Below are 25,517 nucleotides of genomic sequence, written 5' to 3'. Positions count from 1 at the left end.
ATCATGCCCGAGTCGCCGCGGCGGCTTCCAGTTCGTCGATGGTGGCGATGGTGGCGAAGCGGCCGGCCAGGGCGTACTCGGTCCGCCTGATGATCTCCTCGGCACCCAGGGTCCGCGGGTCCGCGAGCAGTTCGGTGACGGTGAGGTCGGCGGGGGCGTCGCGGTGCGGGATGGGGTGGGTGGCGGTTGCGTCGGTGACGAAGGTGACCCGGTAACCGAAGTCGCTCGCGAGGCGGGTGGTGGTCTCCACGCACTGCTCGGTGCGCAGGCCGCACAGGGTGAGCTCGCGGATGCCGTGCTCGGTGAGGAGTTGCTGCAGGTTGGTCGTGGTGAAGGCGTTGTGCGAGGTCTTGTGGATCAGCGGTTCCCCGTCCTGGCGCTCCAGCTCCGCCATCAGCCGGACGTGGCCGCGCTCGGGGTCGAAGGTGTTGCCGGTGCCGGGTTCGCAGTGCAGCACCCAGACCACCAAGTCGCCCGCCTGGCGGGCGAGTCGGACCAGGCGGTCCACCTGGTGTGCGATCTCCGGGTTGGATACGGTCTCCCAGAGCGCACGGGCGCGGAAGGACTCCTGGACATCGACAACGATCAGTGCTCGGTTCATGTCCCCAAGTCTGGTCGGCGCCGATGGACCCTCGACAGGCCGCATCAGGTCCGGGAGCGGACCGATCCGGTCACGGCCGACCGCCGGCATCATCCCGTTGCGGACGAGGCGGCCGGCATCATCCCGTTGCGGACGAGGCGGCCGGCATCATCCCGTTGCGGACGAGGCGGCCGGCATCGCACGACATCGGCCGCCGATGGCGAACCGAGCGACTGGGTCGATGTCATGTCCCCAGGGCGGGACGGGAGTTCTCACGGCAGGGGCTGTGCCACCCGGCCTGAGGTCCGGCGATGGGCGGACCCGCACTACGAGCGGCGCAGCCACTGCCCCCAGCGCGGTGGTGGATCCGCCGGGCGGCAGCACGGCCGGGAGCACTCCTGTTCGTCGTCCTCCGGGTCGATGACGAACGTGTCCCTGCCGTGAATCGTGCGCGGGGGCTTCTCGCGATCCATGACCACCCTCCGTTGCAAGCCGGTCGACAGAGGATGACGCTACCGACTGTCATGCGCCGTGTACATGGCGCTGCTTCAGGATCCGGCGCTCCCCGCGGCCGGGGCGACGGGGAGCGCCGCGGGCGGTCAGACCGCGGCTTCCCGGGCGGCCTGCCGCAGCGCCTTCTTGTCCGGCTTGCCGACATCGGTCAGCGGCAGCTCGGAGGCGAAGGTGATCCGGGCCGGTTCGTACATCGCACCCCGCTCGCGCAGCACCAGTTCGCGCAGCTGCTGCTCGTCCACCGCACCACCCGGGACGGGTACGACGACGGCGTGCACCCGCTCCATCCGGTCGGCGTCGGGAACCCCGAAGACGGCGCTCTGCCGGACCTGGGGGTGGGAGTTGAGCAGGTCCTCCAGCTCGGTGGTGTAGACGTGGCCGCCCACCACGATGATCATGTCCTTGAGCCGGTCGACGATCGTCAGGAAGCCGTCCTCGTCCAGCCGGCCGAGGTCGCCGGTGTGCAGCCAACCACCCCGCAGCATCTCGGCGGTCAGCTCCGGCTGCTTCCAGTAGCCCTGCATCACGCTGCCGGAGCGGACGCAAATCTCGCCGAGCTCCCCCGCGGGCAGGTCGTTGCCCGCCTCGTCCCGGATCGCCACCTCGACACCGGGCAGCACCTTGCCGGCGGAGCGCAGCCGGTCGAGCCGCTCGGGGTCGTGATCCTCGGCGGTCAGCGCGCTGATGCCACCGGCCTCGTTCTGGCCGTAGAACTGGAACAGCACCGAGCCGAGCCGCCGCACCGCGTCGGCCAGCCGGACCGGCGAGGCCTGGCAGCCGCCGTAGACCAGGTTGCTCAGGCTGGATGTGTCGCGCTGCTCGATGTCGGGGTGGTCCAGCAGCTGGTACAGCAGCGGCGGGAGCAACCAGAGCCGGCTGATCCGTTCCTGCTCGATCGCGGCCAGCACCTCGGCGGGCTCGAAGTCCTCCAGCAGCACCACGGTGCCGCCGGCGGACAGGGTGAGGTCGACCAGCTGGCCCGCCGCGTGCGCGAGCGTGGTGCAGACCAGCTGACGGTGCTTCTCCTGCTGCACCTCGCTGAGCTGCGAGCGGATGTCGCTCACCTGCTCGAAGGTGGCGCAGATCCCCTTCGGGTGGCCGGTGGTGCCGCCGGTGTGGCGGATCGAGCAGATGTCCTCGGGTCGGGCCAGACCGCCGAACGGCTCGGCCGACCGCCCGGCCGCCAGCTCCAGCAGGTTCTCGGCCTCCTTGGCGGGCCCGAGAACCAGGACGTGCTCCACCTCGACCCGGGCGGTCAGCTCGGCCGCCCGCTCGGCCAGCCTGGGGTCGACGATCAGGGCGACGGTCTCGACATCACGGACGATCGCGGCCTGGACGTCCACCGAGAGCTTGTTGTACAGGTGGTTGATCCGGCAGCCGATCAGGTTGGCCGCGTAGCGTGCGGCGATCGTCTCCGGCAGGTTGCCGCTCAGCAGGGTCACGGTCTGGCCGCGGCCGATCCCGCGCTCCTGCAGGACCCGGGCCGTCCGGTAGACGAGATCGCGGAGCTCACCCGCGGTGACGCGCCGCCCTTCGTGGACGACCGCCTCCTGGTCGGGCTGCTCCCCGAGCGCGTCCAGGTTCCGCTCGACGTAGCTCCGGAATGTCTGCGTGCTGCTGGTCATACGTCATTCCCCTCCAGGCGTCGGCACACGAGCCCCTGCGCCGACTGTGCTCGGTTCGATGACTCCGGGCTTGACGGCCCCACAGAGGAGAACGGGAATCCCCATGACCCCATTCCGCCAAGATAGTTGCCCGGAGCAACCATACGTATGGTAATCGTCTCCTCACGCAAGATCAAGACATCTGGTAACACGGCTGTAACTCACTGTGCGTATCCATCGGCTGCCGCGCACCGGCCCCGACCACCCGTTCGCCGGCCACCGCCTACCGACCCCGGCAGCGGCTCCACCTGATCGATCGTCACATCTACGGGCGTGTACGGCCGCAGCCTCAGCCCCCGTTGAGGGCAGGATCGAACCGTCACACTGTGTCGACCACCCGCAGGGAGAGCCATGCCGTCGCACAGCCGCCCACGCCGCCGCCTCCGCAGGGCCCTGTGCTCCGCCGTGCTGCTGGCCGCCACCCTGACCCCGGCCGTACCGGCATCCGCCGCGCCCACGCCGACCGAGCGGCCGTCGGCGCTGGTCGACCCGCTGATCGGCACCCGGGGCGGTGGCAGAACCTTCCCCGGCCCGGCAGCGCCCTTCGGCATGGCCCAGCCGAGCCCGGACACCATCGCCCCCGGCGGTTCCGGTTCCGGCTACTCCTACGAGCACGCCGCCATCACGGGCTTCAGTCAGACCCACCTCTCCGGGGCCGGCTGCGGCGTCAACGGCGAGGTCCCGATCCTGCCCACCACCGGCCCGGTGACGACCTCCGAACCGGCCGAGTACGCCGCGCACTTCAGCCACCGCGACGAGCAGGCGTCGGCGGGCTACTACCGGGTGGGCCTGGACAGCGGCGTGACCGCGGAGCTGACCGCCACCGCGCGCACCGGCTGGCAGCGCTACGTCTTCCCGGCGGGGCGCCAGGCCAATGTGCTGGTCAACACCGGCAAGGCCGGTATGCCGGTGGACAGTTCGGAGTTCCATGTGATCGGCGATCGGACCGTCGAGGGCCTGGTGACGGACGGCCGGTTCTGCGGCAGCACGAGTGACCACCACACCCTCTACTTCACCGCCTCCTTCAGCCGCCCCTTCACCTCCTTCGGCACCTGGCGCGGCGGCACCCTCTCCCCCGGCTCCCGGGACTCCGCCGGGGACGGCCGCCACGGCAGCGGCGGCTGGCTCACCTTCGCGACCAGTAGCACCGGCGATGCCCCGGACACCGGTGCGAACGCCGAGGAGCGCCAAGTCGTCGTCAAGGTCGGGCTCTCCTACACCGGCCTCGACGGCGCGCGCCGCAACCTGGCGGCGGAGACCAGCGGCCACGACTTCGACCGGACCCGCCGGGCGCTGACCGCCGAGTGGGACCGGCGGCTGGGCGCGGTCCGGATCGGCGGCTCGGACCTCGACCACCGGACGGCCTTCCACACCGCGCTCTACCACGCGCTGCTGCACCCCAACCTGATCGGCGACGTCGACCGGCGGTACCCGGGCGCCGACGGGAAGGTCCGCACCGCGACCGACTGGACGCCGTACGCCAACTTCTCGCTCTGGGACACCGCCCGCACCCAGAACCAACTGCTCGAACTGCTCACCCCCGAGGTCGCCCGCGACATCGACCTGTCCCTGCTCGCGGTCCACCGCGAGGGCGGCTGGCTGCCAAGATGGTGGCTGGAGAACAGCGAGACCGGGGTGATGACCGGCGACCCGGTCACCCCCTTCCTGGTCGACGGCTGGTCCAAGGGCCTGCTCGCCGGGCACGAGGAGGAGACCTACCGGGCACTGTGGCAGTACGTCACCCAAGTACCGCCCACCGACTCCCAGTTCAGCGGGCGCAGCGGCAACCCCCGGTACGCCGCGCTCGGTTACCTGCCCTACCTCCCCGACTGCCGCGGCAAGCACGGCCAGGACGACGATTGCCAGCACCCGGCCTCCGCCACCCTCGAGTACGCGGCGGCCGACGCCGCCCTCGCCCTGATGGCCGAGGCCCTCGGCCACCACGCGGACGCCGCGCTGCTCACCGCCCGGGGCCGGAGCTACCGCACGCTGTGGAACCCGAGCACCGGCTTCTTCGGCCCGCGCAACCCGGACGGCAGCTGGGTGGCCCCCTTCGACCCGGTCTCCGGCTTCGAGCACGGCGACGGCGGCCGGACCGCCTTCCACGAGGGCGGCGGCTGGCAGTACCTGTGGTCGGTGCCCCAGGACGTGGCCGGACTGATCGGCCTGCTGGGCGGCAGGGACGCGGCCACCGCCCGGCTGGACTCCTTCTTCGCCTACGACCGGCTGCTCGCCGACCCCGCCGGGACGGCCCGCACCGCCTGGGTCCACGACGCCGGCGACTACTTCGGCCGGACCACCTACGACCCCGACAACGAACCCGACCTGCTCGCGCCGTACCTCTACCTGTGGACCGGCCGCCCCGACCGCACCGCGACCGTCACCCGGGCCGCCGAGACCCTGTTCACCGACACCCCCAACGGTGTCACCGGCAACGACGACCTCGGCGCCATGTCCGCCTGGTACGTGCTGACCGCCCTCGGGCTCTACCCCGGCGCCCCCGGCACCGGAACCTATCTACTCACCACCCCGCAGTTCCCGCTCGCCGCCCTGACCGTCGGACCGTACCGCGGCCGCCAGGGGGGCACGGTGGTGATCTCCGCACCGGGAGCCGACCTGGACCACCGCTACACCGTCGGCCTGCGAGTCAACGGCCTTCCCTGGCAGCGCACCTGGCTCAGCCACTCCGCCCTCGCCCACGGCGTGCTGCTCGACTACCGGCTCGCCGCCGCCCCCGGCCGCTGGGGCACCGGCCCGGCCGCCGCCCCGCCGCCGTACTCCGCTGCCGGGCGGTCCTGACCCGGCCCTCGCGCTTCGGTCACCGGACGGATCCACTTCCGTCGAGGCGCACGCCCCGCTCCGGACCGGGCCCGGAGCGGGAGCCGGAGCGGGCCTGATCGGGAGTGGGTCCGTCCCGGGCCCGGAGCGGGGCCGTACCGGCTCAGTCCCGGGCCGGCCTGGTGCCGCCACAGGCGCCGTGCGGCAAGTGCGTCGCCGGGATGACGCCGAGCCGGCCCGCCCGGTAGTCCTCGACCGCCTGGCGCAGTTCCGCCTCGGTGTTCATCACGAACGGGCCGTAGTGGGCCACCGGTTCGCGGATCGGCCGACCACCGATGATCAGCACCTCCAGCTCGGGCGTACGGCTGTCCTGCTGCGACGCGGCCAGGGTCAGCAGATCGCCGGCCCCGAAGACGACCAGCTGCCCGGTGTGCACGGGGGCCGCCAGCGGACCCGCCGTCCCCCGGCCGGCCAGCACGTAGACCAGGGCGTTGAAGTCCGGCCGCCAGGGCAGGGCCAGCTCGGCTCCCGCGCCGACGGTGGCGTGGATCATCGTGATCGGCGTGAAGGTGGCCCCTGGACCGGTGTGGCCGGCCACCTCCCCGGCGATCAGCCGGACCAGCGCTCCGCCGTCCGCCGAGGCCAGCAGCACGGCCTCGCGGCCCTCGATGCCCTGATAGCGTGGCGGGTTCCACTTGTTGGCGCTCGGCAGGTTCACCCACAGCTGGATGCCGTGGAACAGCCCGCCGGAGACCACCAGGTGCTCCGGCGGCGCCTCGATGTGCAGGATGCCGCTCCCGGCGGTCATCCACTGGGTGTCACCGTTGGTGATCACGCCACCGCCGCCGTTGGAGTCGGCGTGCTCGAAGATGCCGTCGATCATGTAGGTGACGGTCTCGAACCCGCGGTGGGGGTGCCACGGGGTGCCCTTGGCCTCACCCGGCGCGTACTGGACCTCACCCATCTGGTCCATGTGGACGAACGGGTCCAGGTCCCGCAGGCTCACGCCGGCGAAGGCACGCCTGACCGGGAAGCCCTCCCCCTCCAGACCGCTGGGTGCGGTGGTCACCGACACCACCGGCCGCTCCGCGAGGACGGTGCGGTCGGGGCCGGGGATGCGGGGAAGGGCGCTGATGTCGGAAACGGTGATTGCGGGCATCGGACTCTCCTTCGGATGCCGGTCCCGGTTCTGTCTGTCCTACCAGACGCCGTACTACCCCACGAACAAACGTTGAACTCTGGACATTCCCACTGCCAGGGGCAGCGTCCCCGCTGCCCGGGTCCGATCGCCCGTACTCCGCGGCTGGAACCCGGTCACCGCGAGTCGGACGGCGCGGGCGGCGTCCGCAGCGCCCCGGGCGATGACGAGCGAACCCTCCCGCCAGCGGCGCGGCACGGTCGGGAATCGCGCGACATGCGCCACCGAGCGCAGCCGGGACCGCAGGCGACTACGGATGGAAGTCGCCTGCCAGCGTTAGGAGTTGGGCCTGTACGGGTCGCCGTGGACGAATCCGTTCCCGTGGTGGACCGCCCAGCTGGAGTAGATCCGCCGCTGGTGGGCGGCCTCCGCCGTGCGCCGCCGCTCGATCAGCAGGCCCACCGGATCATCACCGCCACTGCGGCGGCGCTCGCGCCGCAGCAGCAGGAACACGGCTGTCAGCCCCGTGCCACCCAATCCGAGCACCAGCGCGAGGACGGCGTCCATCGCTGCTCCCTCCCCCGAAGCCACCGGCCAGGGCTCCAACCCGGCCTTCCCACCCCGGGACCGGAGGCTACCAGGCGGCCGGCCGTCAGGACGGTTCGGCTCACGCCGTCAGCGCGCCCTCCCCGGCCCGGCAGCCTGGGCGGGTGCGCTGCCAGTACGAGCGGGCGGCAACGGCCAGTGCGATGCCGCAGACGGCGAAGGCGCTGAAGCCGACCCAGCCGATCAGCAGGGCGTCCGCCGAAGTGGGTAAGTCGCCGGCCCGAACGGTGGAGTGGCTGTGCGGGGGCGGACAGATGACCGAGTGTCATGCGCGGTTGGTACGGTCGGCCGCATGACGCAACTCGATCGATCCGCCCGACAGCCCGTCACCGCGTCCGACGTCCGACTCGCCATGAGCCTCGCGCTGACCGTGCTGCGCCGCGGACCCGAGGCGGAGCAGGGCTGGTCCGTCAAGGCGGGCTCGCTGGACTGGGACTGTTGGGAGACCGCCGAGCACCTGGCCGACGACCTGTTCTCCTACGCGGCACAGCTCGGTCCCACCGCTCCCCCGCTGGACGGCTATGTCCCGTTCCGCTGCGCGAGGGAGCGCCCGGGCGGCCCGCGGAACTCCGTCTTCGCCGACCGCGCGGCCGGCCTGGCCGGGCTGCTCCAGGTGCTCGAGGCCGGCGCGGCACTGCTGGCGGCCATGGTGGCGACGACCTCGCCGCAGGTCCGGGCGTACCACAGCCGGGGGATCGCCGATCCGGAGGGCTTCGCGGCGATGGGGGTGGCCGAGACGCTGCTCCATGCACACGACATGGCCGAGGGCCTGGGCCTGGCCTGGACACCGCCCGCCGACCTGTGCGACCGGGTGCTGGCGCGCCTGTTCCCGGGTGCCCCGGCGGACGGGGACCGCTGGCGCGCCCTGCTCTGGTCGACCGGCCGGGCCGACCTCCCGGACCGCCCCCGGCCTGCCACCTGGACCTGGGCCTCCGCGCCGGAGGGCGAGCGCACGGCCTGACGGCCGTCACTGGCGGGTGTCGCGACCGGGCAGAATGGGGGCCATGTCCCGACGCAGCTCGAAGTCCGCGGCCAGGTCCGCCGCCAAGCCCTCGGCCAGGTCCGCGGCGGCCGCCTCCCCGGTGGCCTCCAGCACCTCGCCCTGCCCCTGCGGCCTGCCCGCCCCGTACGGGGAGTGCTGTGGTCGGCTGCACCGGGGCGAGGCGGTGGCCACCACGGCGGAGGCGCTGATGCGCTCGCGGTTCAGCGCGTTCGCCGTCCGGGACGAGGCATACCTGCTGCGCAGCTGGCACCCGGACACCCGGCCCGCACGGCTCGATCTCGACGCGCGACTGCGCTGGGTGCGGCTGGAGATCCTGGCGACCTCCGACGGCGGCCCGTTCCACAGCGAGGGGACGGTCCGGTTCCGCGCGCACTACGCGGAGGGACGGGAGGAGGGCGTGATGGAGGAGCTGAGCCGCTTCGTCCGGGTGGACGGCGCCTGGGTCTACCTCGACGGAGTGGTCGACTGACGGGTCATAGGCCCTGTGGACCCTGCGCCTGCAAAACGACGGACCCTACGGCCCGGTCGGCTGACGAGTCGTGAGTCCGACCGGCCGACGGACCGTGAGTCGACCTGCCGACGACTGAGCCGGATGGCGGCCGGTCAACCCTGTACGACCCCCCGTTGCTCCGCATGAACATTTCATAACGGCACGCGTGAACCCTGCCACGACGGGAGATGGATCCGACTTACCGTCAGGATCCCGTCCACCCAACGCACCGGAGGATCCGTGCGCAAGAGGATGATCATCCCAGCCGTGAGCGCCGCGCTGCTGCTCCTGGCGAACCCCGCGTCGGCCGCCGCCCCGACGCCCGGCGATCCAGGCATCGGCGACCCGTACTACCCGACGTACGGCAACGGCGGCTATACCGTGTCCCACTACGACCTGCGGCTGAAGTACCAGCCCTCGACGGACGAACTGCAGGGCACCGCGACCCTGCTCACCACCGCCACCCAGGACCTCTCCCGCTTCAACTTGGACTTCGCCCTGGACGTCAGCGAGGTGCTGGTCAACGGCCACCCCGCGAGGTTCTCCGCCACCGGCGAGCAGGAGTTGGAGATCACGCCGGCCACTCCGCTGGCCAAGGGCTCCAACGCCACGGTGGTGGTGCGCTACTCGGGCGTGCCGTCCAAGGTCTCCCGCTACGGCTTCACCGCCTGGCTGCGCACCCCGGACGGCGGAGTGGCCGCCGGAGAGCCGGAGTCGGCCTGGTGGTGGTTCCCCAGCAACGACCACCCTTCGGACAAGGCCACCTTCGACGTCTCCGTCCTGGTGCCGGAAGGCACCCAGGCGATCAGCAACGGTGTACTCACCTCGTCCTCCTCCCAGTTGGGCTGGACCCGCTACAACTGGCGTGAGAACAAACCGCAGGCGACCTACCTGGCCACCCTCGCGATCGGCAGGTTCGACGTCACCACGCAGACCAGTTCCGGCGGGCTTCCCGTCATCAACGCCTACAGCAGGGACCTCGGCGACAACGACGGCTCCGCCCGGGCCAGCGTGGAGCGCACCGGCGAGCTGGCCGACTGGCTGAGCGGCGTCTTCGGCCCGTACCCGTTCAGCGCGCTCGGCGGCTACGTCCCCAATGTGAACACCCACTTCGCGCTGGAGACCCAGACCCGCGTCTTCTACAGCCCAGCGCAGTTCGCGGGTGGCGCCAACCCCTCGGTGGTCGTCCACGAGCTGGCCCACCAGTGGTACGGCGACAGCGTCTCGCTCAAGCGCTGGAGCGACATCTGGCTGAACGAGGGCTTCGCCCGGTACGCCCAGTGGCTCTGGTCCGAGCACGAGGGCGAGGGCACCGCCCAGGAGTTGGCCGACTACCTCTACGCCACCCACCCGGCGGACGATCCGTTCTGGACCGTCAAGCCCGGCGACCCGGGCCCGGCCAACCAGTTCCACCCCGCGGTCTACGACCGGGGCGCGGCTGCCATCCAGGCGCTGCGGAACGCGGTCGGCGACGACAGGTTCTTCCAGATCCTGCGGGCCTGGCCGGCCGAGCACCGCTACGGCAACGCGACCGTCGCGGACTTCCAGGCGCTGGCGGAACGCATCTCCGGCAAGAAGCTGGGCGACCTGTTCCAGACCTGGCTCTACACCGCCGCCAAGCCGGCCGCCTCGACGGCCGCCTTGGCGAAGCCCGCGGCGGCGGCCAAGGGTTCCGTCAAGGAACCGCGCTCCTGGAAGCAGATCGAGGCGACCAACGACATCCACGGCCAGGACCGGAACTGAGCATCCCGGCGCACCGCTGACGGCCCGGCCGGACCGCGGTCCGGGCGGGCCGCACCGTCGGCCCTACCAAACCGCGTCCGCAGTCCTTCACAACACCTGGCGATACCAGCGTCGGTGCACCGCGGGTTCGACGCACAGCACAGCGGCACCCGCGACCGCGCCGAGCAGCAGGGCGGGCCCACCGCCGCCGTTGAGGAGCGCGCCGAGGCAGGCGGCGGCGATGGCGACCGGGCGCAGCAGGGTCAGCGGGCCGAGGCCGACGACCATCGCGAGGGTGCTGGCGCGGAACGGCAGGAGGAAGTAGACGGCCAGCGAGAGCAGTACGGCGGTGGCGTAGACGGTGAGCGGCAGCAGGTAGCCGAGGCCGCCGGAGGCCAGGGCGTCGTACGTCCTGGACTGGTCGGACGCGCTCAGCAACAGGAGGGCGGCGGTCAGGGCGGGGGCGAGCAGCAGGACGGCCCCAACGATCAGCCCGCGCAGGGCGGCTCGGGCGGTGGCTCGGTGTTTGCGGATGCGGGCGTCGCGGCCGGCGTATGCGCGGAAGCCGCTGAACGCCGCGTCGACCAGCCCGAGCAGCGCGAGCGGTACGGCGGGCGTCACCGGGTGGCCTCGGCGAGTTGCTCCGGGCCGACCGGTCGGCGGGCGGCCCGCCCGAGGGCCAGGCGAAGCGGCGCCTCCAGGTGCGGGCGAACGCCGATGACCGGGCGCAGCGTGGTGCAGAACGGGTTCGCCACGGCGCGTGGCTCGTAGAGCAGTGGTCGGATGCCGGGTTGGGCCGCGGCGCGCAGCAGGGTTTCGTCGCCGTGCGCACGCTGTGCGGAGGCGACGCCGTCGTGGCGGCCGAGCGGGTGGCGCATCCGGGCGCGGTGGAACATCCAGGCTCCGATGGGCGCCAGACGGGTCGCGGCGATGTCGAAGTGGCAGAAGGCGTGCGCCGGGGAGGCGGCCTGGGCCCGGAAGAACTCGGCCAGGGCGGGACCGCGGAAATGGTGGAGCGCCTCCCTGCCGCGCGCCCTACGGGACCGGTGGAGAGCCTGACACCGCCGCGTGCCCGTCGCGATGCCCACTCCGATGACCCGGGACCCGGCTGCGGCCCCGCCCCGGGAACTGCGGCAACTGATGGGCGGGCACCACACGCCGTCAACCACGACGCATCCAGCCCTGGAGGTTGGCATTCGAGCATTACAGGGACGAACTGCCCGTTTTCACCGTACAGTTTGACCGTAACCCATGCGGCCGGTCGCGTCCGGGACACCAAGAGGAGCACCCTTGGCACACAACGCAGACACCCACATCAGCGTGACGTCCACCATCGCCGCCCTGCGTGCCGAGCTTCCTGAGCTCGAGCAGCACCAGCAGCGGCTGGAGGCGGAACTGGCCGCCGTCAGCGGCCGGTTGGAGGCGGCGCGGGACGCACTGCGCGCCCTGCAGGCGTTTTCCGCCGTCCCGTCGTCCGAGGGTGGGACGGCCGACCACGCCCCGCCGCCGGCGGTACCGGCAGCGGAACCGGACGGCGAGCAGGCCACCGCGGACGCAGCGGCAGCGTCCGGACACAGGCCGGCCACCGCCCGCAAGAAGGCCGTCTCCCCGGCCAAGTCGCGGAATGCACCGCGCCGCAAGGCCTCGGCGAGGGCGGCCACGACCGCTACGTCGGAGCCGGTCCCGGCACGCAAGCGCGCCCCGGGGCTGTCCACCGGTGTCCTGGCCTACCTGGCCGAGGTGAAGGAACCGGTCCGGGCCGCACAGGTCGCCGAGGCCCTGGGCCGTGAGACCACCCCCGCCGGTGTCAACGCCGTACGCACCAGCCTCGAGCGGGCGGTAAAGGCGTCCAAGGCCCAGCGCACCGGCCGCGGCCTCTACCAGGCGCTCCCGCACTGATACCCAGCCCCACAGGATGCCTCGGCGTGCGCCGGCCTACGGCGCAGAAGGGCAGCCGTTCGGTGTGCGGGCAGAGCGGTTCCCGATCACGGCAGGCAGTGAGCCCGGGAGGATCGGCGCGGCTCAGCTCGCGACGGGCCGGGGTGATGCTGCGCCAGTACGCGGAGCAGCGTGTGGACGTGGCGGTCTGCCGGCGGCTCGACGAGTTCCGGGACGGGCACGGACAGGACCTGCTGTCGGCGCCGCCTGAGCTGCTGAGTGAGATCACCCGCGGCTCGTCGGAGCTGCTGCTCACCTCACAGCTCGCAGCGCCGCGCGGAGACGCCCGCGGCCGCTGGGCCGGCCTGCACCAGCCCAAGTGCCGTGCACCCGTCGGCCGACCGACGGCGAGCGGGGCATCCCAGCGAGCACGGGAACGACGACGTACGCCCGGTCGTCCGGTTCGGTGGAGCGGGCGGTTCAGATCCAGTCCCGCCGCTTGAAGCTGATGTACAGGCCGATGGACAGGACCACCATCAGTGCGGTCGAGGCGACGAAGCCCCATTCGGCGTTGAAACCCGGGTACGGGACGTTCTGTCCGTAGAAGCCGGTGATGGCGGTGGGCACCGCGATGATCGACGCCCAGCTGGTCACCTTCTTCATGATCAGATTCATTCGGTTGCTCTGGATGGTGAGGTTGGTCTCCATGACAGAGGTGATCATGTCCCGCAGGGATTCGGTCCACTCGGTGGCGCGCAGGACGTGGTCGTAGACGTCCTGGAAGTAGGGCATCAGCGGCTCGTGGACGATGTGCAGGTCGCGGCGGAGCAAGGTGTTCACGACCTCGCGCATCGGCAGGACGACCCGGCGCAGCTTCACCAGGCTCTTACGCAGTTCGAAGGACCTGCGCTGGACCGACTCGATCTCCCGGCTGCCGTCCTCGAAGAGGATGTCCTCGACCTCCTCTATCCGGTCGTCCAACTCCTGCACGGCGTCGAAGTGGCCGTCCACCAGGACGTCGAGGAGTCCGTGGACCAAGAAGCCCACGCCGTGCTTGGCCAGGTCGGGGTTGCTGTCCCAGCGAGCGACCACCTGCTCGACGTCGAACGAGTCGTCCTTGTGGATGGTGATCAGCGCGTTGTCTGTGATGAAGACCGAGATCTCCGTCGCGCTGAGCTCCCCGCTCCCGGCGTCGGTGGTCACGGCGTAGGCGCTGAGGAACGAGTGGGTGCGGTAGCAGTCCAGTTTCGGGCGCTGGTGGTCGTGCCGGGCGTCCTCGACCGCCAGAGCGTGCAGGCCGAATTCCTCACTGATCATCTCGAAGTCGGCGGGCGTCGGTGCGCACAGATCGAGCCACACCATCGCCGAGGGGTCGGAGACGTACTCGGAGATGTCCTCTGCAGGGAAGTCCTCGAGTATCAGGTTGCCGCTTCGGTACAGTCGGGTTCTAGCCATGGCGGACAGCGTAACGACGCTCCATTCGCACCTGACGGCGACCCCGTCCGGACCGGCAGTGCCCTACGGACCGCGGCTTCAGCCGGAGGAAGATCACTGCGATGTGGAGTGCGGCGATTGAACCGCAGGTGCCTACGTGCGCATCGCGATGCCGTGCCATCGCTTCGGGTGACTGAGTCGGTGCCGGGCACTCGATCTGCTGCCCGGCCGGGTCGAGCGGGCCGGCCCGTCGGGCAGCGTTCCCGCCCCCCGCGCGAGTGCGTTTTCACGGACCGGAGGGGGCGTGGTCGAGATCACGCCCCGTACAGGGTCACCTACGGTGGCGTAGGTCACTTCATGCAGTGAACTATTGCAGTCATGGCTGACTACCAGGAGACCCTTGACCTCAGCTCCTACGCAGCCCTCGGGGACAGCTTCACCGAGGGCCTCAACGACCCAGGCCCGGACGGCCAGTTCGCCGGTTGGGCGGACCGTCTCGCCGGAATGCTGGCCGCGCGCCGCCCCGACAGCGACTTCCGCTACGCCAACCTCGCCGTCCGGGGACGGCTGCTCGACCAGATCGTCGCCGAGCAGGTTCCGCAGGTCCGGCGGATCGCGCCCGACCTGGTGACCCTGTGCGCGGGAGGGAACGACATCCTTCGGCCGGGCAGTGACCCGGACGACATCGCGGCGCGCTTCGAGGCCGCGGTGGTGGAACTGCGCGAGCACGTGGACACCCTGCTGATCTGCACCGGCTTCGACACCCGCGGCGTCCCGGTGTTCGGAATGCTCCGTGGCAAGATCGCGACCTACAACGCACACCTGCGGGCGATCGCCGACCGCAACGGCTGCCGGGTCGCAGACCTCTGGTCGCTGCGCGCGGTGCACGACCGCCGCGCCTGGAGCGAGGACCGCCTGCACCTCTCCCCGGAGGGGCACCAGCGCGTCGCCCTGCTCGCCGCCCGTGCCCTCGGCCTCGCGGTGGACGACCCCGAGGCGCCGTGGCCCTACCAGCCGACCCCGTCCCCGGCCGACCTCCGCCGGGAGAACATCCAGTGGGCCCGCGAGTTCCTGCTCCCCTGGGTCGGCCGGCGGCTGCGCGGTGAGTCCTCGGGTGACCACATCGAGGCCAAGCGCCCTGACCTGCTGCCGCTCTGACCCACAGTCAGCACAGACTGCCGATTGCCGACTGGACGTACGACGAATCCCCTCGACTCCTTCCCCCGAACGGGCCGACCTTCCAACAGCGCCACTCCCCGGGGGTGGTTGATGCCCGCGCAGGTTCTCCCGGCGACGACTACCGAACGTAGTCTGACGGTGCCACACCGAGGACCCGATCGGCGGACGGGTCCGGGCGAGGACCGCAGGGGTACGTATGGAGCGGGGACCGGAGGCGGGCGGGAACGGTACGGCGCAGGCCGGACCGACAGGCGCGGAGTGCGAGTTCGGCGCCCGACTGAGGGAGTTGCGGGCAGCGCGGCAGGTCTCGCTGAGCGAGCTGGCCCGGCTGATCCACTACAGCAAGGGCTATCTCAGCAAGATCGAGAACGGCACCAAGCCGGCCACCCCCGACGTGGCCCGCCGCTGCGACGAGGCCCTGCGGAGCGGCGGCGTACTGCTCCGGCTGGTGGGCGCGGCCGCAGCCCGGACGGCAGTCCCGGCTCCGGGCCGACCGCAGTCGCGGGCGGCGGAGTCGGACACCGTCCGGCCCGAGTGCCCGTACCCCGGGCTGGCGGCGTTCGGCTCGCGCGAGGCCCGCTGGTTCTTCGGCCGGGAGGCGGTCACCACCGCACTGCTGGACCGGCTCGCCGAACGGATCGGCCACGGCCCGGTCGCGCTCGTGGCGCCCTCCGGCGCGGGCAAGTCCTCACTTCTGATGGCGGGTCTGCTGCCCGCGCTGGGGGACGGCGCACTGCGGGACGGCGCACTGCGCGATGGGCCGCTCGTCGGACCTCAGCGCGAGGGCACCGCGCTCGGCGGGCCCCGGCCGGCCGGCGGCCGCCCCGACTGCGCCGACTGGCCGGTCGTGACGGGCACGCCGACCGCCCGTCCGATCGCCGCGCTGCTGCGGGCCCTGGAGTCGGCTCTCGGCGGCGTGGTACCGCAGTTGACGGTTACTCAGGTTCGCGACTCCCCGGAGGAGGCGGCCGGGACGATCCGCACCGCACTCGGCCGCGCCTGGCAGGGGCCGGCCGCCGGGCCGGAGGCGACGGGCGGTGGGGCACCGGGCGGGCTGGTGCTGGCGATGGACCAGTTCGAGGAGACCTTCACCCTCTGCCCGGACGAGACCGAGCGGCGCGCCTTCGTCCGCCTGCTGCACGCCCTGGCGGTTCCCCCGCCCCTCCCCGCAACCGTCGGACCGCCCGCCCAGCTACCGCCTACCCTTCCGCCACCCACCCAGCTGCCGGTAGCCGTCCTGCTCGGCGTGCGCGCCGACTTCTGCGGGCGGTGCCTCGAACACCCCGAACTGGCCCCGGTGTTCACCCACGGCTCACTCGCCCTGCCCCCGATGAACGCCGCCGAGCTGCGTGCCTCGATCACCCGCCCCGCCGAACAGGTCGGCCTGGTCCTGGAACCGGGCCTGGTCGAACTGTTGCTGCGGGACCTCGGCAGCCCGGACGACCTGGGAGGCGGCACCGGGCCCGGCCCGCACCCGGGCGCCCTGCCGCTGCTCTCGCACGCGCTGCGCGCCACCTGGCAGCAGCGCCAGGGCCGGGTGATGACCGTCGACGGCTATCTGCGCAGCGGCGGGATCCACGGTGCGGTGGCCAGGACCGCCGAAGACGTGTTCACCCGACTCACACCGTCCCAACAGAAGGTCGCGCGCCGCCTGTTGGTGCGGCTGGTGCACCTGCGCGAAGGTGGCGAGGAGACCCGGTCGCGAGCCGAACGCGACCGGCTGCTGGGACAGTCGGCCGATCCGGAGGATGCGGCGGCGGTGCTGGACGCCTTCGTCCGGGCCCGGCTGGTGACGGCGGACCGCGAAACGGTGGAGATCACCCATGAGGCGCTGCTGCGGGCCTGGCCCCGGCTGCGGCGCTGGATCCAGGTCGACCGCACCGCGCTGCTGGGCCGCCAGCAACTGGCCGAGGCCTCCGCCGAGTGGACCCGCGCGGGGCAGGACCCCGCTCTGCTCTACCGGGGCACCAAGCTGGCAGCGGCCCACGACTGGGCCGAGGACGGCGGTCGGCGGGCCGAACTCGGCCAGGCCGAGACCGAGTTCCTCACCGCGAGCACGGCTGCCGAGGACGCCCAGCGGCAGGCGACCGCTCGGCAGTCCCGCCGCCAGCGGCGGATGGTGGCCACCCTCGGTGCGCTGCTGGTGCTGACCCTGCTCGCCGGGGCGCTCGCGTTCCAGCAGCGGTCGGGCGCCCTGGCGCAGCGACGCCAGGCGCAGTCACGGGCGATGGCGGCCCGTTCGGCGGCGCTGGCGGTGGGCCGTCCCGAGGCGGCGATGCTGCTGGCCCGTGCGGCGTACCGGAGTTCACCGACCGTGGAGGCGCGTGGTGCGCTCCTGAGTACCCAGGCGCAGCCGTTCCAGGGCCGGCTGCTCGGCCACACCGGTCCGGTGAACGCGGTCGCCTTCGCGCCGGACGGCGGGCTGCTGGTGTCCGGCGGTTCGGACGACGCGGTGAAGCTGTGGGACGCTTCGCGGCGCACCCTGGTGGCGACTCTCACGGGGCATCGGGGCCGGGTGCGCTCGGTGGCGTTCAGTCCGGACGGCGCCTCGGTGGCCTCCGCCGCTTCGGACGACACGGTGCGGCTGTGGGATGTCGCCTCCCGGCAGCCGTCCGCCACTCTGGCCGGTCACGGCGGCGGCGCCCGTGCGGTGGCGTTCAATCCGGACGGGCGGGTGCTGGCGTCGGCGGACGCGGACCACGCGGTCCGGCTCTGGGACACCGGAAGCCACCGGAGCATCGCCGTCCTCACCGGTCACACCGATGATCTCGACGCGGTCGCGTTCAGCCCGGACGGGCACATCCTGGCCTCGGCCGGCGCCGACCGTACGGTGCGGCTGTGGGACACCGTGACGGACAGTCCGATCGCCACGCTCTTCGGCCATGCCGACGATGTCCTCGGCCTGGCCTTCAGCCCGGACGGGCGGACCCTGGCCTCCGGCAGCGCCGACCGCACGGTGCGGCTCTGGGACGTGGGCGGCCTGCAGAACACCGCCACCTTGACCGGCCACACCGACGACGTCAACGCGGTCGCCTTCACCCCGGACGGCAGCACGGTGGTCAGCGCCGGCGGCGACGGCACGGTGCGGCTGTGGGACGTGCCGAGTCTGCGGACGGTCGGAATGCTGACCGGGCACACCGACTACGTCCAGGGGGTCGCGGTGAGTACGCGCGGGCAGGTGGCCACCGCGGGCTTCGACCAGTCGGTGGTGCTGTGGGACCCGGCGACGGCCGCAGTGGTGCCCCGTCCGTTCACCGAGGTGTGGAAGGTGGCCTTCGGTCCGGACGGCCGGCGGATGATCACCGCCGGGACGGATCACACGGTGTGCGTCTGGGACGCCGGCTCGCACCGCCTGCTGCACTCGCTCACCGGTCACCAGGGCTCGGTGTTCACGGTGGCGGCGGGCCCGGACGGCACGCTGGCCGCCTCGGGCGGCGCCGACCGCACGGTCCGGCTCTGGGACCTCGATCGCGGGCAGCCGCTGGCCGTACTCACGGGTCATCAAGGGTCGGTGCTCGCAGTCGCGTTCAGTCCGGACGGACGGCTGCTCGCCTCGGCGGGCGAGGACCGCACGGTGCGGATCTGGGACGTCCGGGAGCAGCGGTCGATCGCGGTGCTCACCGGGCACACCGACTTCGTCAACGCGCTCGCGTTCAGCCCGGACGGACGGGTGCTGGCGAGCGGCAGCGACGATCTGACGATCAGCCTCTGGGAGGTGGCCGGCGCCCGGCTGGCGGGGACGCTGACCGGGCACACCGGTTCGGTGCGCGGCCTGGCCTACAACCCCGACGGGCGCACCCTGGCAAGCAGCGGCAACGACGCGACCGTACGCCTGTGGGACACCGCGACCGGACTGGCCGTCACCACCCTGACGGGGCACACCGGTTCGGTGCGCGGCCTGGCCTTCAACCGGGACGGGCGCACCCTGGCAAGCAGCGGCAACGACGCGACCGTACGCCTGTGGGACACCGTGGCCCACCAGAGCATCGCGGTTCTCACCGGCCACACCAGCGCGGTCTGGGGGGTCGCGTTCAGCCCGGACGGGCTGACCCTGGCCAGCAGCGGCAACGACGGCGCGGTCCGACTGTGGAACACCGATCCGGGCCGGCGCGCCGCGGCCGTCTGCGCCCTGGTCGGGCCGGTGGACCGGGCCCGGTGGGCCCGCCTGCTCCCGGACCAGCCGGACGACGGCGGGTGCACCGGGTCGTGACCGGGTAGCGGGAGCCATATCTATACAAGCGTCTAAAACGTACGTACCATCAACTGGCATGACCGCCACCAACGCCCGCGCGGACCGTCGCGCCTGGATGGGGCTCCTCGTCCTCCTGCTCCCGTCCCTGGTCCTCTCGATGGACATGGGAGTGCTCTTCTTCGCCGTGCCGTTCATCAGCGCCGATCTGCGACCGAGCGGCACCCAGCAGCTATGGATCATGGACAGCTACTCACTGCTGCTGGCCGGGCTGCTGATACCCATGGGAGCGCTCGGCGACCGGATCGGCCGCCGCCGGCTGCTGCTCTGCGGCGCGGCCGGCTTCGCCGCCGCCTCCCTGCTCGCCGCGTACTCCGGCGGGGCGGTCCAGCTGATCGCCGCCCGCGCCCTGCTCGGCGTCACCGGCGCCACCCTGATGCCCTCGACCCTGGCGCTGATCCGGAACATGTTCCAGGACCCGAAACAGCGCCAGAGGGCCATCGCCGCCTGGACCGCCGCGATCACCGGCGGCGCCACACTGGGCCCGGTGGCCGGCGGGCTGATGCTGGAGCACTTCCGGTGGAGCTCGGCCTTCCTGCTGTCCGTTCCGGTGATGGCGCTGCTGCTGCTCACCGGTCCGTCCCTGCTCCCCGAGTACCGCGCCCCGCGGCGCGGCGACTTCGACCTGCTCGGCGCCGGGCTGTCGACGGCCTCGCTGCTGCCGCTCGTCTACGGCGTCAAGACGCTGGCGGTCGAGGGCTGGAGCCCGCTCCCCGCTCTGCTGCTCGTGGCCGGGATCGCGCTCGGCGGCCTCTTCATCCACCGGCAGCGCACCACCGCGCACCCGCTCGTCGACCTGGGCCTGTTCCGGATCGAAGCCTTCAGCGGGGCTGTCACGGTCAACACCGTCGCCATGTTCGCCATGATGGGCTTCAGCCTCTTCACCTCGCAGTACCTGCAGCTGGTCAAGGGCATGGATCCGCTTACCGCCTCACTCTGGGCGCTGGCCCCGAGCCTCGGGGTGGGCGTGGCAGTCGGCGCCTGTTCCGCGCTGTCCGGCCGGGTCCGACTGGCCCACCTGGTGACCGGCGGGTTCCTGGTCGGCGGGGCCGGCTTCGCACTGATGACCCGGGTCGAGCCCCACTCGCCGCTGGCCCTGGTGCTCACGGCGGCGGGCGTACTCTGCGCGGGCACCGTCGGAACCACGACGCTCACCGCCGACCTGGCGCTCTCGGCCGCCCCCGCCGAGCAGGCCGGTGCTGCCGCCGCCGCTTCCGAGACCGCGACCGAACTGGGCAGCTCGCTGGGCATCGCCGTGCTCGGCGCGGCCGGCGCGGCGGTCTACCGCTCACGGCTGGACAGCGCGCTGCCGGCCCACCTGCCGGGCGGAGCGGCGCGGGCGGCGCACGAAACGCTCGGCAGCGCCGTCACCGTGGCGGCACAGCTGCCGGGCCGGGCGGGTGACGAGCTGCTCACCGCCGCCCGGTCGGCGTTCACGGACGGGATGCACCTGGCGGCGCTCGTGGGCCTGGTCCTGATGGCCGGGGCAGCACTGGGGGCCGGCCGGCTGCTGCGCCACCTCCCGGACGCCGCTGCGAAACCAGCCGGAACGCCTGCGACTGACGCCCTGTCGGAAAAATTGACGATTCCCTGATGCTAGATCAGTCTTCTTTGACAACACGCAGATTGGGAAACTTACAGCCTGTGTTCCACACGCGAAGAACAGGGGTTCCGCAAAGGGAAATAGGGGATGCCCAAAGCTGGATCAAGGTCATAGCGTCCGATACGGCCGAGCGCGGAGGCGCGCCGAATCCCCTTCGAACCGCAGGTGCCGACGGACCCAACTACGGCCGCTCGCCGACCAAACCTGACCTCGGTGCTGCCCTCCTAAATGGTCCCCGCCGCCACCGTGGTGGTGCCGGAACTGCCGTACACGGTGAGCGGGAAGGTGGACAGCAAGGCGCTGCCCGACCCGTTCGGTGACCGGCCGGCCGCCGCGGAGCGCGGGGCGGAGCCGTCCGCCGCGCTGGATCCGGTCGAGGAGACGGTGGCCGGGATCTGGGCGCGCACTCTCGGTGTGGAGCGCTCGCGGCTGGACGCCCAGGCCGACTTCTACCACCTCGGCGGTACCTCGCTGTCCCTGCTCGCCATGCTCGCTGCCGTCTGCCGCGAGGTGCTGACACCGGCGCAGGAGGACGCCTTCATGGGAGAACTGGCCCGGATCCTCGGTGAGCCGACCCTGGAACGCGTGGCCGCTCTCGCCCGCGAGGCCATCGGCTGAGGTCGCACCGGCCCCGCCCGGTCCGGCCGTTGCGACCGCCGGGCGGGGCGGCGCCGCCCCAGCCGTACGGCGGTGCGGGGTTTCGCGGTCCGTCGGCGCACCGGTCGTTTCCCGAACGTTTCCCGTATCCCGGCGAGTTGGGAGACGGCCGCCTGCTGGCCTTTCACCCCTCCGATGCGGAACGCTCAAGCCATCGGCCCGCCGGAGCCCGCAGGGGCTCCGCCGGCTCCGCCGCGCTCCGCCGGGCCGACCCCAACCGGGGCCCGCGAGCAAATCGGCCAACCGGACCGTCCACCGGGACGGGAGGCTCGTGGGCCCAGGTCCACCTGTGGGTCGGGATTCACCGAGGACCTCAACCGGCCTACCCGGCACGCCGTGTGACCCCCCGCCCCGGTGTGGTAGCCGCGTCCGTCACCGAGAAAGCCGAGCACAACCATGGGATTCCGCCTCGCGTCAGCCGCCGTCGCGACAGCCCTCGCCCTCGCCGTCGCCTTCGGCCCGGCGCCCGCCGGCATCGCGACCGCCGCCGACCCGGTCTGCGACATCCTCGCCCCCGGTGCCTCGGCCGCCGCCGAGGGCGCCGTCCGGGCAGCCTGCTCGCAGATCGGCACCTGGTACACCTGGGGCGGTGGGCACGGCGCCCGGCCCGGTCCCACCTACGGCCATCCGGACGGGGTGGACCCGGCGAGCGACCACGACGCCGAGCGGCTGGGGTTCGACTGCTCGGGGCTGGTCCGGTACGCGTACGCCCAGGCGGTCGGCCAGGACGTCCTCGACGGCTCGGCCGACCAGCAGTTCCACACCGTCCACGCGGCCCAGCGCCTCACCCCCGACCAGATCCCCGGCTCGCTGCTGCCCGGAGACCTGATCGCGTACGGGAGTTCGGCCGGCCTCCATCACATCGCCGTCTACCTGGGCGCCGGGAGGACGGTCGAGGCCCGGCAGTCCGGCACCCATGTCGCGGTCAACGACCTGCGGCTGGGCGGCGAGCTGTTCGGGGCCGTGCGGATCGACCCGGGACCGGTGCGGGGCCCGCTGGTCAGCACCTGGGGCACCGGGGTGTGGACGCACGCCCGGCCCGCGATGGAGAGCGCCCGGGTGTACGCCTTCGCCGGCCCGACCACCGTGCGGGTGGAGTGCCAGAAGCACGCCCAGAGCGTGACGGCCGAGGGGATCACCAACGACGCCTGGTCGTTCCTGCCGGACTACCGGGCGTGGATCACCAACATCTATCTCCGGGGCGGCTACTGGCTCGACGGCGTCCCGGCCTGCGGCTGAGCCAACCGCCCACCACGCCGACCCGCCGGAGCGTCCCGGCTGTTCAGCCGGCCGGGGCCAGCACGCCCGCGCGGCGCAGCAGCCAGCGGTTCGTCCGCCCGACCAACCCCGCCCGGTCCAGCACTCCGATCACCTTGGACGCCATCCCGGTCTTGACGGCCCGCCAGTGCGGGTTGGCTCGGGCGGCGTCGCGCCCGACGTTCGGGTCGATGCCGACGGCGGCGTAGACCCGGGGGTGGATCAGACTCTTGGTCGCCCGAAGGATGATCAGGCCGATGAACAGTTGCTCCCAGCGGCGCCGGACCGGGCCGAGGTGCCCCCGCCGGAGCTCCTCGCGGGCGTAGCTGATGTGCCGGGACTCCTCGATCACATGGATCCGGGAGACCTGGCGGGTCAGCGGCTGCAGCGACTCGTCGTTCATGATCTCGCGCTGGAAGGCGTCCAGGATCTCCTCGACGTACATGGTGCCGCCGAAGGTCTGGCTGTGCGTCGAGGTGGCCTTGAAGAAGCGTCCGAGCTCGTGCGAGAGCCGGCCGGGCCCGTAGGCGGGTGCGCCCATCCACGAGATCATCCTGGCGAACATCACCGAGTGCCGGCACTCGTCGGCTATCTCCGTCAGCGCGTACTGCACATGCGCGGTGGTGGGGTCCCGGTCGAAGGCGTGGCGCAGCAGCATCTGCATCAGGATCTCCTCGAACCAGATGCCCACGCTGGCGATGCTGGCCACCTCGTGCTTGCTGAGCTCGATCCGCTGCTCCTCCGACAGCCCCTCCCACAGCTCGGTGCCGTAGAGCGAGAGGTGCCTCGGCGGGCAGTAGTAGCGCCCGGGCAGCGGAGCGGCGGACCAGTCGACGTCCTTGAGCGGGTCGAAGGAGAGCTTGGCGGAGGAGGCGAGCAGGCGCTCGGCCGTACGCCGGCGGTCCCGCACCTGCTGCTCGGCGCCCGCGCGGCTGCGCTGGGTCACGGTCATGGGCAACTCCTCCTCGGCTCACGAGGGGCGGCCGGCCTGGCAAGCCTCTCCTTCCCGAAGCTAGAGACTATTAGACGTTGCGTCAATAGCGGTGGCAGCAGACGCCCGCGCCCGCGGGGCACAGGGCTGCTGCGCCGGTCCGCTCGAGGGGCTTTCCGTGTGTTCGCCCGCTCGGCTGCCCACCAGCAGCGCCGCCACCACCATGGGGTCTCTCCCAAAGCCTCACATCTGGCACCTGTCGGTCGATCGGGTGCCGTGCCTACTGTCTCCTGGACGCGGATCGCGTCCGAGGCGCGAGACAGAACGGCGGGACAGAGCGCCGGAACGCACCGAACAGAGCACAGAGCTTGGAAAGACGACGATGGACTACTGCGCACCCTGCCGCCGCCACCTCAACGGTGCGCTGTCCTGTCCCGGCTGCGGTGCGCCGGCCTCCGCCGAAGCCCCCTTCGCCGGATCCACGCCCGGACCAGCGGACCACCCGGGCCCCGTCACCGACCCGCTGCCCGGGCCGGCGGAGGCTCGCCGCAACCGGCGCAGCAGACGCAGATCCCGGCGTCGGGGGCGGCTGCTCGCCGTCACGGCGGTGACGCTGGCCCTCGGCGGCGCGGGCGTGCTGGCACTGACCCCGCCGCAGTCCGGCGGGCCGACCGGGCCGGCCCCCACACCCGCCGCCGAGGACCACGGACCGGAGGTGGCCCTCCAGACGGCGCCGCCCGCTCCGTCGCCGATCACCCCCAGCACCTCGCCGTCGGCCGGAGCGACCAGGTCCAGAGCCCACTCACGGCCGAGCGGCCCCCCGTCCAGCTCGGCACCCGTCCCCACCGTCTCGGCGGCGACCGCCTCCTCGACGACCGCACCGAGGCCGTCCACGACCCTTCGACCGACGAAACCCGCGCCGTCGCCGTCACCGACCTGTACCCACTTCCTCTTCTGGTGCAGCTGAGCCGGGCCCGCCTCCCGTTGGCCGCACCCGCTCCTCCGCCCGTAGCAGTCGCCACCCTCTCCGCCGTCCCTGCAGGCCGTTCCGGGGCGACGAGCCGGTAATCAGGCGAGTGCCCCCGCGCCGACCGTTCGGTGCCCGTCGGCCATCTCTCGCGACGGGGAACGGGCCAGCACGCGCGCGGTAGGCCGGGAACCCGGCCATGCGTACGCGCGGCTCGGTCGGTGCGGTCCGTAGCCGTCTCACGCCCGCGAACACTGCCCGCGCACACCACCGCAGCCGTGGACCGTACCCCGGCGACCGTCGTACCCGCCAAGGACGCGGACCCCGTGCCCGCAGCCGGCGGCCACGACGACTGCCTCGGCCTTCACAATGGTGCCCAGGAGACCGTCGACCGCGACGGCCGGCCCGTCCGACCACCGAACCCGTCCGACCACTGAAGAAGGAGACGCCGTGAGCGAGCAGACCGCCGTTGCCCAGCGGATCGCCGACACCATTCGCCCCGCCATGCTCAGCGGTCTGCAGGACGCCCAACTCCACGGTCCGGGAGGCGCCCAGCACATCAGCAACTGGGCGGACTGGATCGCGGCCACCGTCGCCGAGCACGTCGTCCAACCGATCGCCGCCGAACGGGACGCCTTCGCCGACCGCGTCGACACGCTCAGCCACATCGCCAAGCGCCACAAGGAGGGCTACGCGGACGCCGTACGGGACAAGCAGCAGTTGGAGGCCCGGATCGAGGCTCTGGAGGCGGAGCTGGCCCAGTTGCGCACAGCCGAGTAGGCCCACCAGTCCTGACGGCCCACCCGGCTCGGGGTCACCGTCCGGCTCGAGTAGTACGACGCCGATGCTCGCCCTCAGGCCCGACGGC

22 protein-coding genes are annotated in these 25,517 nt (G+C 72.3%); 13 read left to right on the top strand and 9 right to left on the bottom strand.

Annotated elements, in window-relative coordinates:
• Position 1 precedes the first annotated feature (1 nt).
• From ACWDAK_RS10050 to ACWDAK_RS10040, 3 genes are all read right to left on the bottom strand, one after another.
• On the bottom strand, positions 2-601 hold the full coding sequence (locus ACWDAK_RS10050; protein ID WP_344636127.1) for a cysteine hydrolase family protein: 600 nt from the start codon (positions 599-601) through the stop codon (positions 2-4).
• A 305-nt stretch (positions 602-906) separates the two neighbouring features.
• Positions 907-1,053, bottom strand: a complete 147-nt coding sequence (locus ACWDAK_RS10045; protein ID WP_344636128.1) for a hypothetical protein — start codon at positions 1,051-1,053, stop codon at positions 907-909.
• A gap of 126 nt (positions 1,054-1,179) precedes the next feature.
• Positions 1,180-2,718: an AMP-binding protein gene (locus ACWDAK_RS10040; RefSeq protein ID WP_344636129.1), complete on the bottom strand. Its 1,539-nt coding sequence runs from the start codon at positions 2,716-2,718 to the stop codon at positions 1,180-1,182.
• A 390-nt stretch (positions 2,719-3,108) separates the two neighbouring features.
• Here ACWDAK_RS10040 and ACWDAK_RS10035 point away from each other — a divergent pair, with 390 nt between their 5' ends.
• Positions 3,109-5,556 carry a GH92 family glycosyl hydrolase gene (locus tag ACWDAK_RS10035; protein WP_427395680.1) on the top strand — a complete coding sequence of 816 codons (2,448 nt, stop codon included), beginning with the start codon at positions 3,109-3,111 and terminating at the stop codon, positions 5,554-5,556.
• Positions 5,557-5,698: 142 nt separating this feature from the next.
• Here the strand turns inward: ACWDAK_RS10035 and ACWDAK_RS10030 are convergent, their stop codons facing one another.
• Together ACWDAK_RS10030 and ACWDAK_RS10025 are read right to left on the bottom strand one after the other, a co-directional pair.
• The gene (locus ACWDAK_RS10030; protein ID WP_427395681.1) at positions 5,699-6,694 is read right to left on the bottom strand and encodes a pirin family protein; all 996 of its coding nucleotides are present in this window, start codon (positions 6,692-6,694) and stop codon (positions 5,699-5,701) included.
• 315 nt (positions 6,695-7,009) lie between these two features.
• Positions 7,010-7,240, bottom strand: coding sequence for a hypothetical protein (locus ACWDAK_RS10025; protein WP_344636132.1), 231 nt, complete (start codon positions 7,238-7,240; stop codon positions 7,010-7,012).
• A gap of 331 nt (positions 7,241-7,571) precedes the next feature.
• Between ACWDAK_RS10025 and ACWDAK_RS10020 the strand changes: the two genes are divergently transcribed.
• The 3 genes from ACWDAK_RS10020 to ACWDAK_RS10010 all read left to right on the top strand — a co-directional run bounded on the left by ACWDAK_RS10020 (position 7,572) and on the right by ACWDAK_RS10010 (position 10,515).
• Positions 7,572-8,240, top strand: coding sequence for a hypothetical protein (locus ACWDAK_RS10020; protein WP_425557579.1), 669 nt, complete (start codon positions 7,572-7,574; stop codon positions 8,238-8,240).
• 43 nt (positions 8,241-8,283) lie between these two features.
• On the top strand, positions 8,284-8,751 hold the full coding sequence (locus ACWDAK_RS10015) for a YchJ family protein (protein WP_344636133.1): 468 nt from the start codon (positions 8,284-8,286) through the stop codon (positions 8,749-8,751).
• A 273-nt stretch (positions 8,752-9,024) separates the two neighbouring features.
• Positions 9,025-10,515, top strand: coding sequence for a M1 family metallopeptidase (locus tag ACWDAK_RS10010; protein ID WP_427395682.1), 1,491 nt, complete (start codon positions 9,025-9,027; stop codon positions 10,513-10,515).
• 87 nt (positions 10,516-10,602) lie between these two features.
• Here the strand turns inward: ACWDAK_RS10010 and ACWDAK_RS10005 are convergent, their stop codons facing one another.
• Entirely contained in the window at positions 10,603-11,115 is a 513-nt protein-coding gene (locus ACWDAK_RS10005) for a hypothetical protein (protein WP_427395683.1), read from the bottom strand.
• Positions 11,112-11,582, bottom strand: a complete 471-nt coding sequence (locus tag ACWDAK_RS10000; protein WP_344636135.1) for a hypothetical protein — start codon at positions 11,580-11,582, stop codon at positions 11,112-11,114. The genes ACWDAK_RS10005 and ACWDAK_RS10000 overlap by 4 nt, the downstream gene beginning before the upstream one ends.
• A gap of 202 nt (positions 11,583-11,784) precedes the next feature.
• Here ACWDAK_RS10000 and ACWDAK_RS09995 point away from each other — a divergent pair, with 202 nt between their 5' ends.
• Positions 11,785-12,393 carry a hypothetical protein gene (locus tag ACWDAK_RS09995; protein ID WP_427395684.1) on the top strand — a complete coding sequence of 203 codons (609 nt, stop codon included), beginning with the start codon at positions 11,785-11,787 and terminating at the stop codon, positions 12,391-12,393.
• A gap of 459 nt (positions 12,394-12,852) precedes the next feature.
• Here the strand turns inward: ACWDAK_RS09995 and corA are convergent, their stop codons facing one another.
• The gene (gene corA, locus ACWDAK_RS09990) at positions 12,853-13,827 is read right to left on the bottom strand and encodes a magnesium/cobalt transporter CorA (RefSeq protein WP_427395685.1); all 975 of its coding nucleotides are present in this window, start codon (positions 13,825-13,827) and stop codon (positions 12,853-12,855) included.
• Positions 13,828-14,184: 357 nt separating this feature from the next.
• Here corA and ACWDAK_RS09985 point away from each other — a divergent pair, with 357 nt between their 5' ends.
• The 5 genes from ACWDAK_RS09985 (at position 14,185) to ACWDAK_RS09965 (ending at position 22,733) form a co-directional block, all read left to right on the top strand.
• Complete coding sequence (locus ACWDAK_RS09985; RefSeq protein WP_344636138.1) at positions 14,185-14,964, top strand: SGNH/GDSL hydrolase family protein; 780 nt, start codon at positions 14,185-14,187, stop codon at positions 14,962-14,964.
• 217 nt (positions 14,965-15,181) lie between these two features.
• Positions 15,182-19,195, top strand: a complete 4,014-nt coding sequence (locus ACWDAK_RS09980) for an nSTAND1 domain-containing NTPase (RefSeq protein ID WP_427395686.1) — start codon at positions 15,182-15,184, stop codon at positions 19,193-19,195.
• Between the two features lie 58 nt (positions 19,196-19,253).
• A complete protein-coding gene (locus tag ACWDAK_RS09975; protein WP_427395687.1) occupies positions 19,254-20,828 on the top strand; it encodes an MFS transporter in 1,575 nt (524 codons plus the stop codon).
• 237 nt (positions 20,829-21,065) lie between these two features.
• Positions 21,066-21,455, top strand: a complete 390-nt coding sequence (locus ACWDAK_RS09970; RefSeq protein ID WP_427395688.1) for a phosphopantetheine-binding protein — start codon at positions 21,066-21,068, stop codon at positions 21,453-21,455.
• A gap of 435 nt (positions 21,456-21,890) precedes the next feature.
• Positions 21,891-22,733: a C40 family peptidase gene (locus ACWDAK_RS09965; protein WP_427395689.1), complete on the top strand. Its 843-nt coding sequence runs from the start codon at positions 21,891-21,893 to the stop codon at positions 22,731-22,733.
• 43 nt (positions 22,734-22,776) lie between these two features.
• Here ACWDAK_RS09965 and ACWDAK_RS09960 read toward each other — a convergent pair whose 3' ends face one another.
• Positions 22,777-23,703: an AurF N-oxygenase family protein gene (locus ACWDAK_RS09960; RefSeq protein ID WP_344636143.1), complete on the bottom strand. Its 927-nt coding sequence runs from the start codon at positions 23,701-23,703 to the stop codon at positions 22,777-22,779.
• Positions 23,704-23,905: 202 nt separating this feature from the next.
• Here ACWDAK_RS09960 and ACWDAK_RS09955 point away from each other — a divergent pair, with 202 nt between their 5' ends.
• From ACWDAK_RS09955 to ACWDAK_RS09945, 3 genes are all read left to right on the top strand, one after another.
• A complete protein-coding gene (locus ACWDAK_RS09955) occupies positions 23,906-24,649 on the top strand; it encodes an SCO2400 family protein (protein ID WP_449806454.1) in 744 nt (247 codons plus the stop codon).
• A 278-nt stretch (positions 24,650-24,927) separates the two neighbouring features.
• Entirely contained in the window at positions 24,928-25,086 is a 159-nt protein-coding gene (locus ACWDAK_RS09950; protein WP_427395691.1) for a hypothetical protein, read from the top strand.
• A gap of 13 nt (positions 25,087-25,099) precedes the next feature.
• Positions 25,100-25,429 (top strand): hypothetical protein, encoded by a 330-nt coding sequence (locus ACWDAK_RS09945; RefSeq protein ID WP_344636145.1) that lies wholly within the window; start codon positions 25,100-25,102, stop codon positions 25,427-25,429.
• Positions 25,430-25,517 lie beyond the last annotated feature (88 nt).

It is taken from the genome of Kitasatospora sp. NPDC001175 (genome assembly GCF_053598215.1).
The sequence above is the reverse complement of the archived record's forward strand: the minus strand, read 5'-3'. Positions and strand labels throughout refer to the sequence as shown.

Excerpts from the sequence above, each read along its gene's own strand:
- ACWDAK_RS10050 (WP_344636127.1), bottom strand. The coding sequence starts at position 601 with ATGAACCGAGCACTGATCGTTGTCGATGTCCAGGAGTCCTTCCGCGCC.
- ACWDAK_RS10045 (WP_344636128.1), bottom strand. The coding sequence starts at position 1,053 with ATGGATCGCGAGAAGCCCCCGCGCACGATTCACGGCAGGGACACGTTC.
- ACWDAK_RS10040 (WP_344636129.1), bottom strand. The coding sequence starts at position 2,718 with ATGACCAGCAGCACGCAGACATTCCGGAGCTACGTCGAGCGGAACCTG.
- ACWDAK_RS10035 (WP_427395680.1), top strand. The coding sequence starts at position 3,109 with ATGCCGTCGCACAGCCGCCCACGCCGCCGCCTCCGCAGGGCCCTGTGC.
- ACWDAK_RS10030 (WP_427395681.1), bottom strand. The coding sequence starts at position 6,694 with ATGCCCGCAATCACCGTTTCCGACATCAGCGCCCTTCCCCGCATCCCC.
- ACWDAK_RS10025 (WP_344636132.1), bottom strand. The coding sequence starts at position 7,240 with ATGGACGCCGTCCTCGCGCTGGTGCTCGGATTGGGTGGCACGGGGCTG.
- ACWDAK_RS10020 (WP_425557579.1), top strand. The coding sequence starts at position 7,572 with ATGACGCAACTCGATCGATCCGCCCGACAGCCCGTCACCGCGTCCGAC.
- ACWDAK_RS10015 (WP_344636133.1), top strand. The coding sequence starts at position 8,284 with ATGTCCCGACGCAGCTCGAAGTCCGCGGCCAGGTCCGCCGCCAAGCCC.
- ACWDAK_RS10010 (WP_427395682.1), top strand. The coding sequence starts at position 9,025 with ATGATCATCCCAGCCGTGAGCGCCGCGCTGCTGCTCCTGGCGAACCCC.
- corA (WP_427395685.1), bottom strand. The coding sequence starts at position 13,827 with ATGGCTAGAACCCGACTGTACCGAAGCGGCAACCTGATACTCGAGGAC.
- ACWDAK_RS09985 (WP_344636138.1), top strand. The coding sequence starts at position 14,185 with ATGGCTGACTACCAGGAGACCCTTGACCTCAGCTCCTACGCAGCCCTC.
- ACWDAK_RS09980 (WP_427395686.1), top strand. The coding sequence starts at position 15,182 with ATGGAGCGGGGACCGGAGGCGGGCGGGAACGGTACGGCGCAGGCCGGA.
- ACWDAK_RS09975 (WP_427395687.1), top strand. The coding sequence starts at position 19,254 with ATGACCGCCACCAACGCCCGCGCGGACCGTCGCGCCTGGATGGGGCTC.
- ACWDAK_RS09970 (WP_427395688.1), top strand. The coding sequence starts at position 21,066 with ATGGTCCCCGCCGCCACCGTGGTGGTGCCGGAACTGCCGTACACGGTG.
- ACWDAK_RS09965 (WP_427395689.1), top strand. The coding sequence starts at position 21,891 with ATGGGATTCCGCCTCGCGTCAGCCGCCGTCGCGACAGCCCTCGCCCTC.
- ACWDAK_RS09960 (WP_344636143.1), bottom strand. The coding sequence starts at position 23,703 with ATGACCGTGACCCAGCGCAGCCGCGCGGGCGCCGAGCAGCAGGTGCGG.
- ACWDAK_RS09955 (WP_449806454.1), top strand. The coding sequence starts at position 23,906 with ATGGGGTCTCTCCCAAAGCCTCACATCTGGCACCTGTCGGTCGATCGG.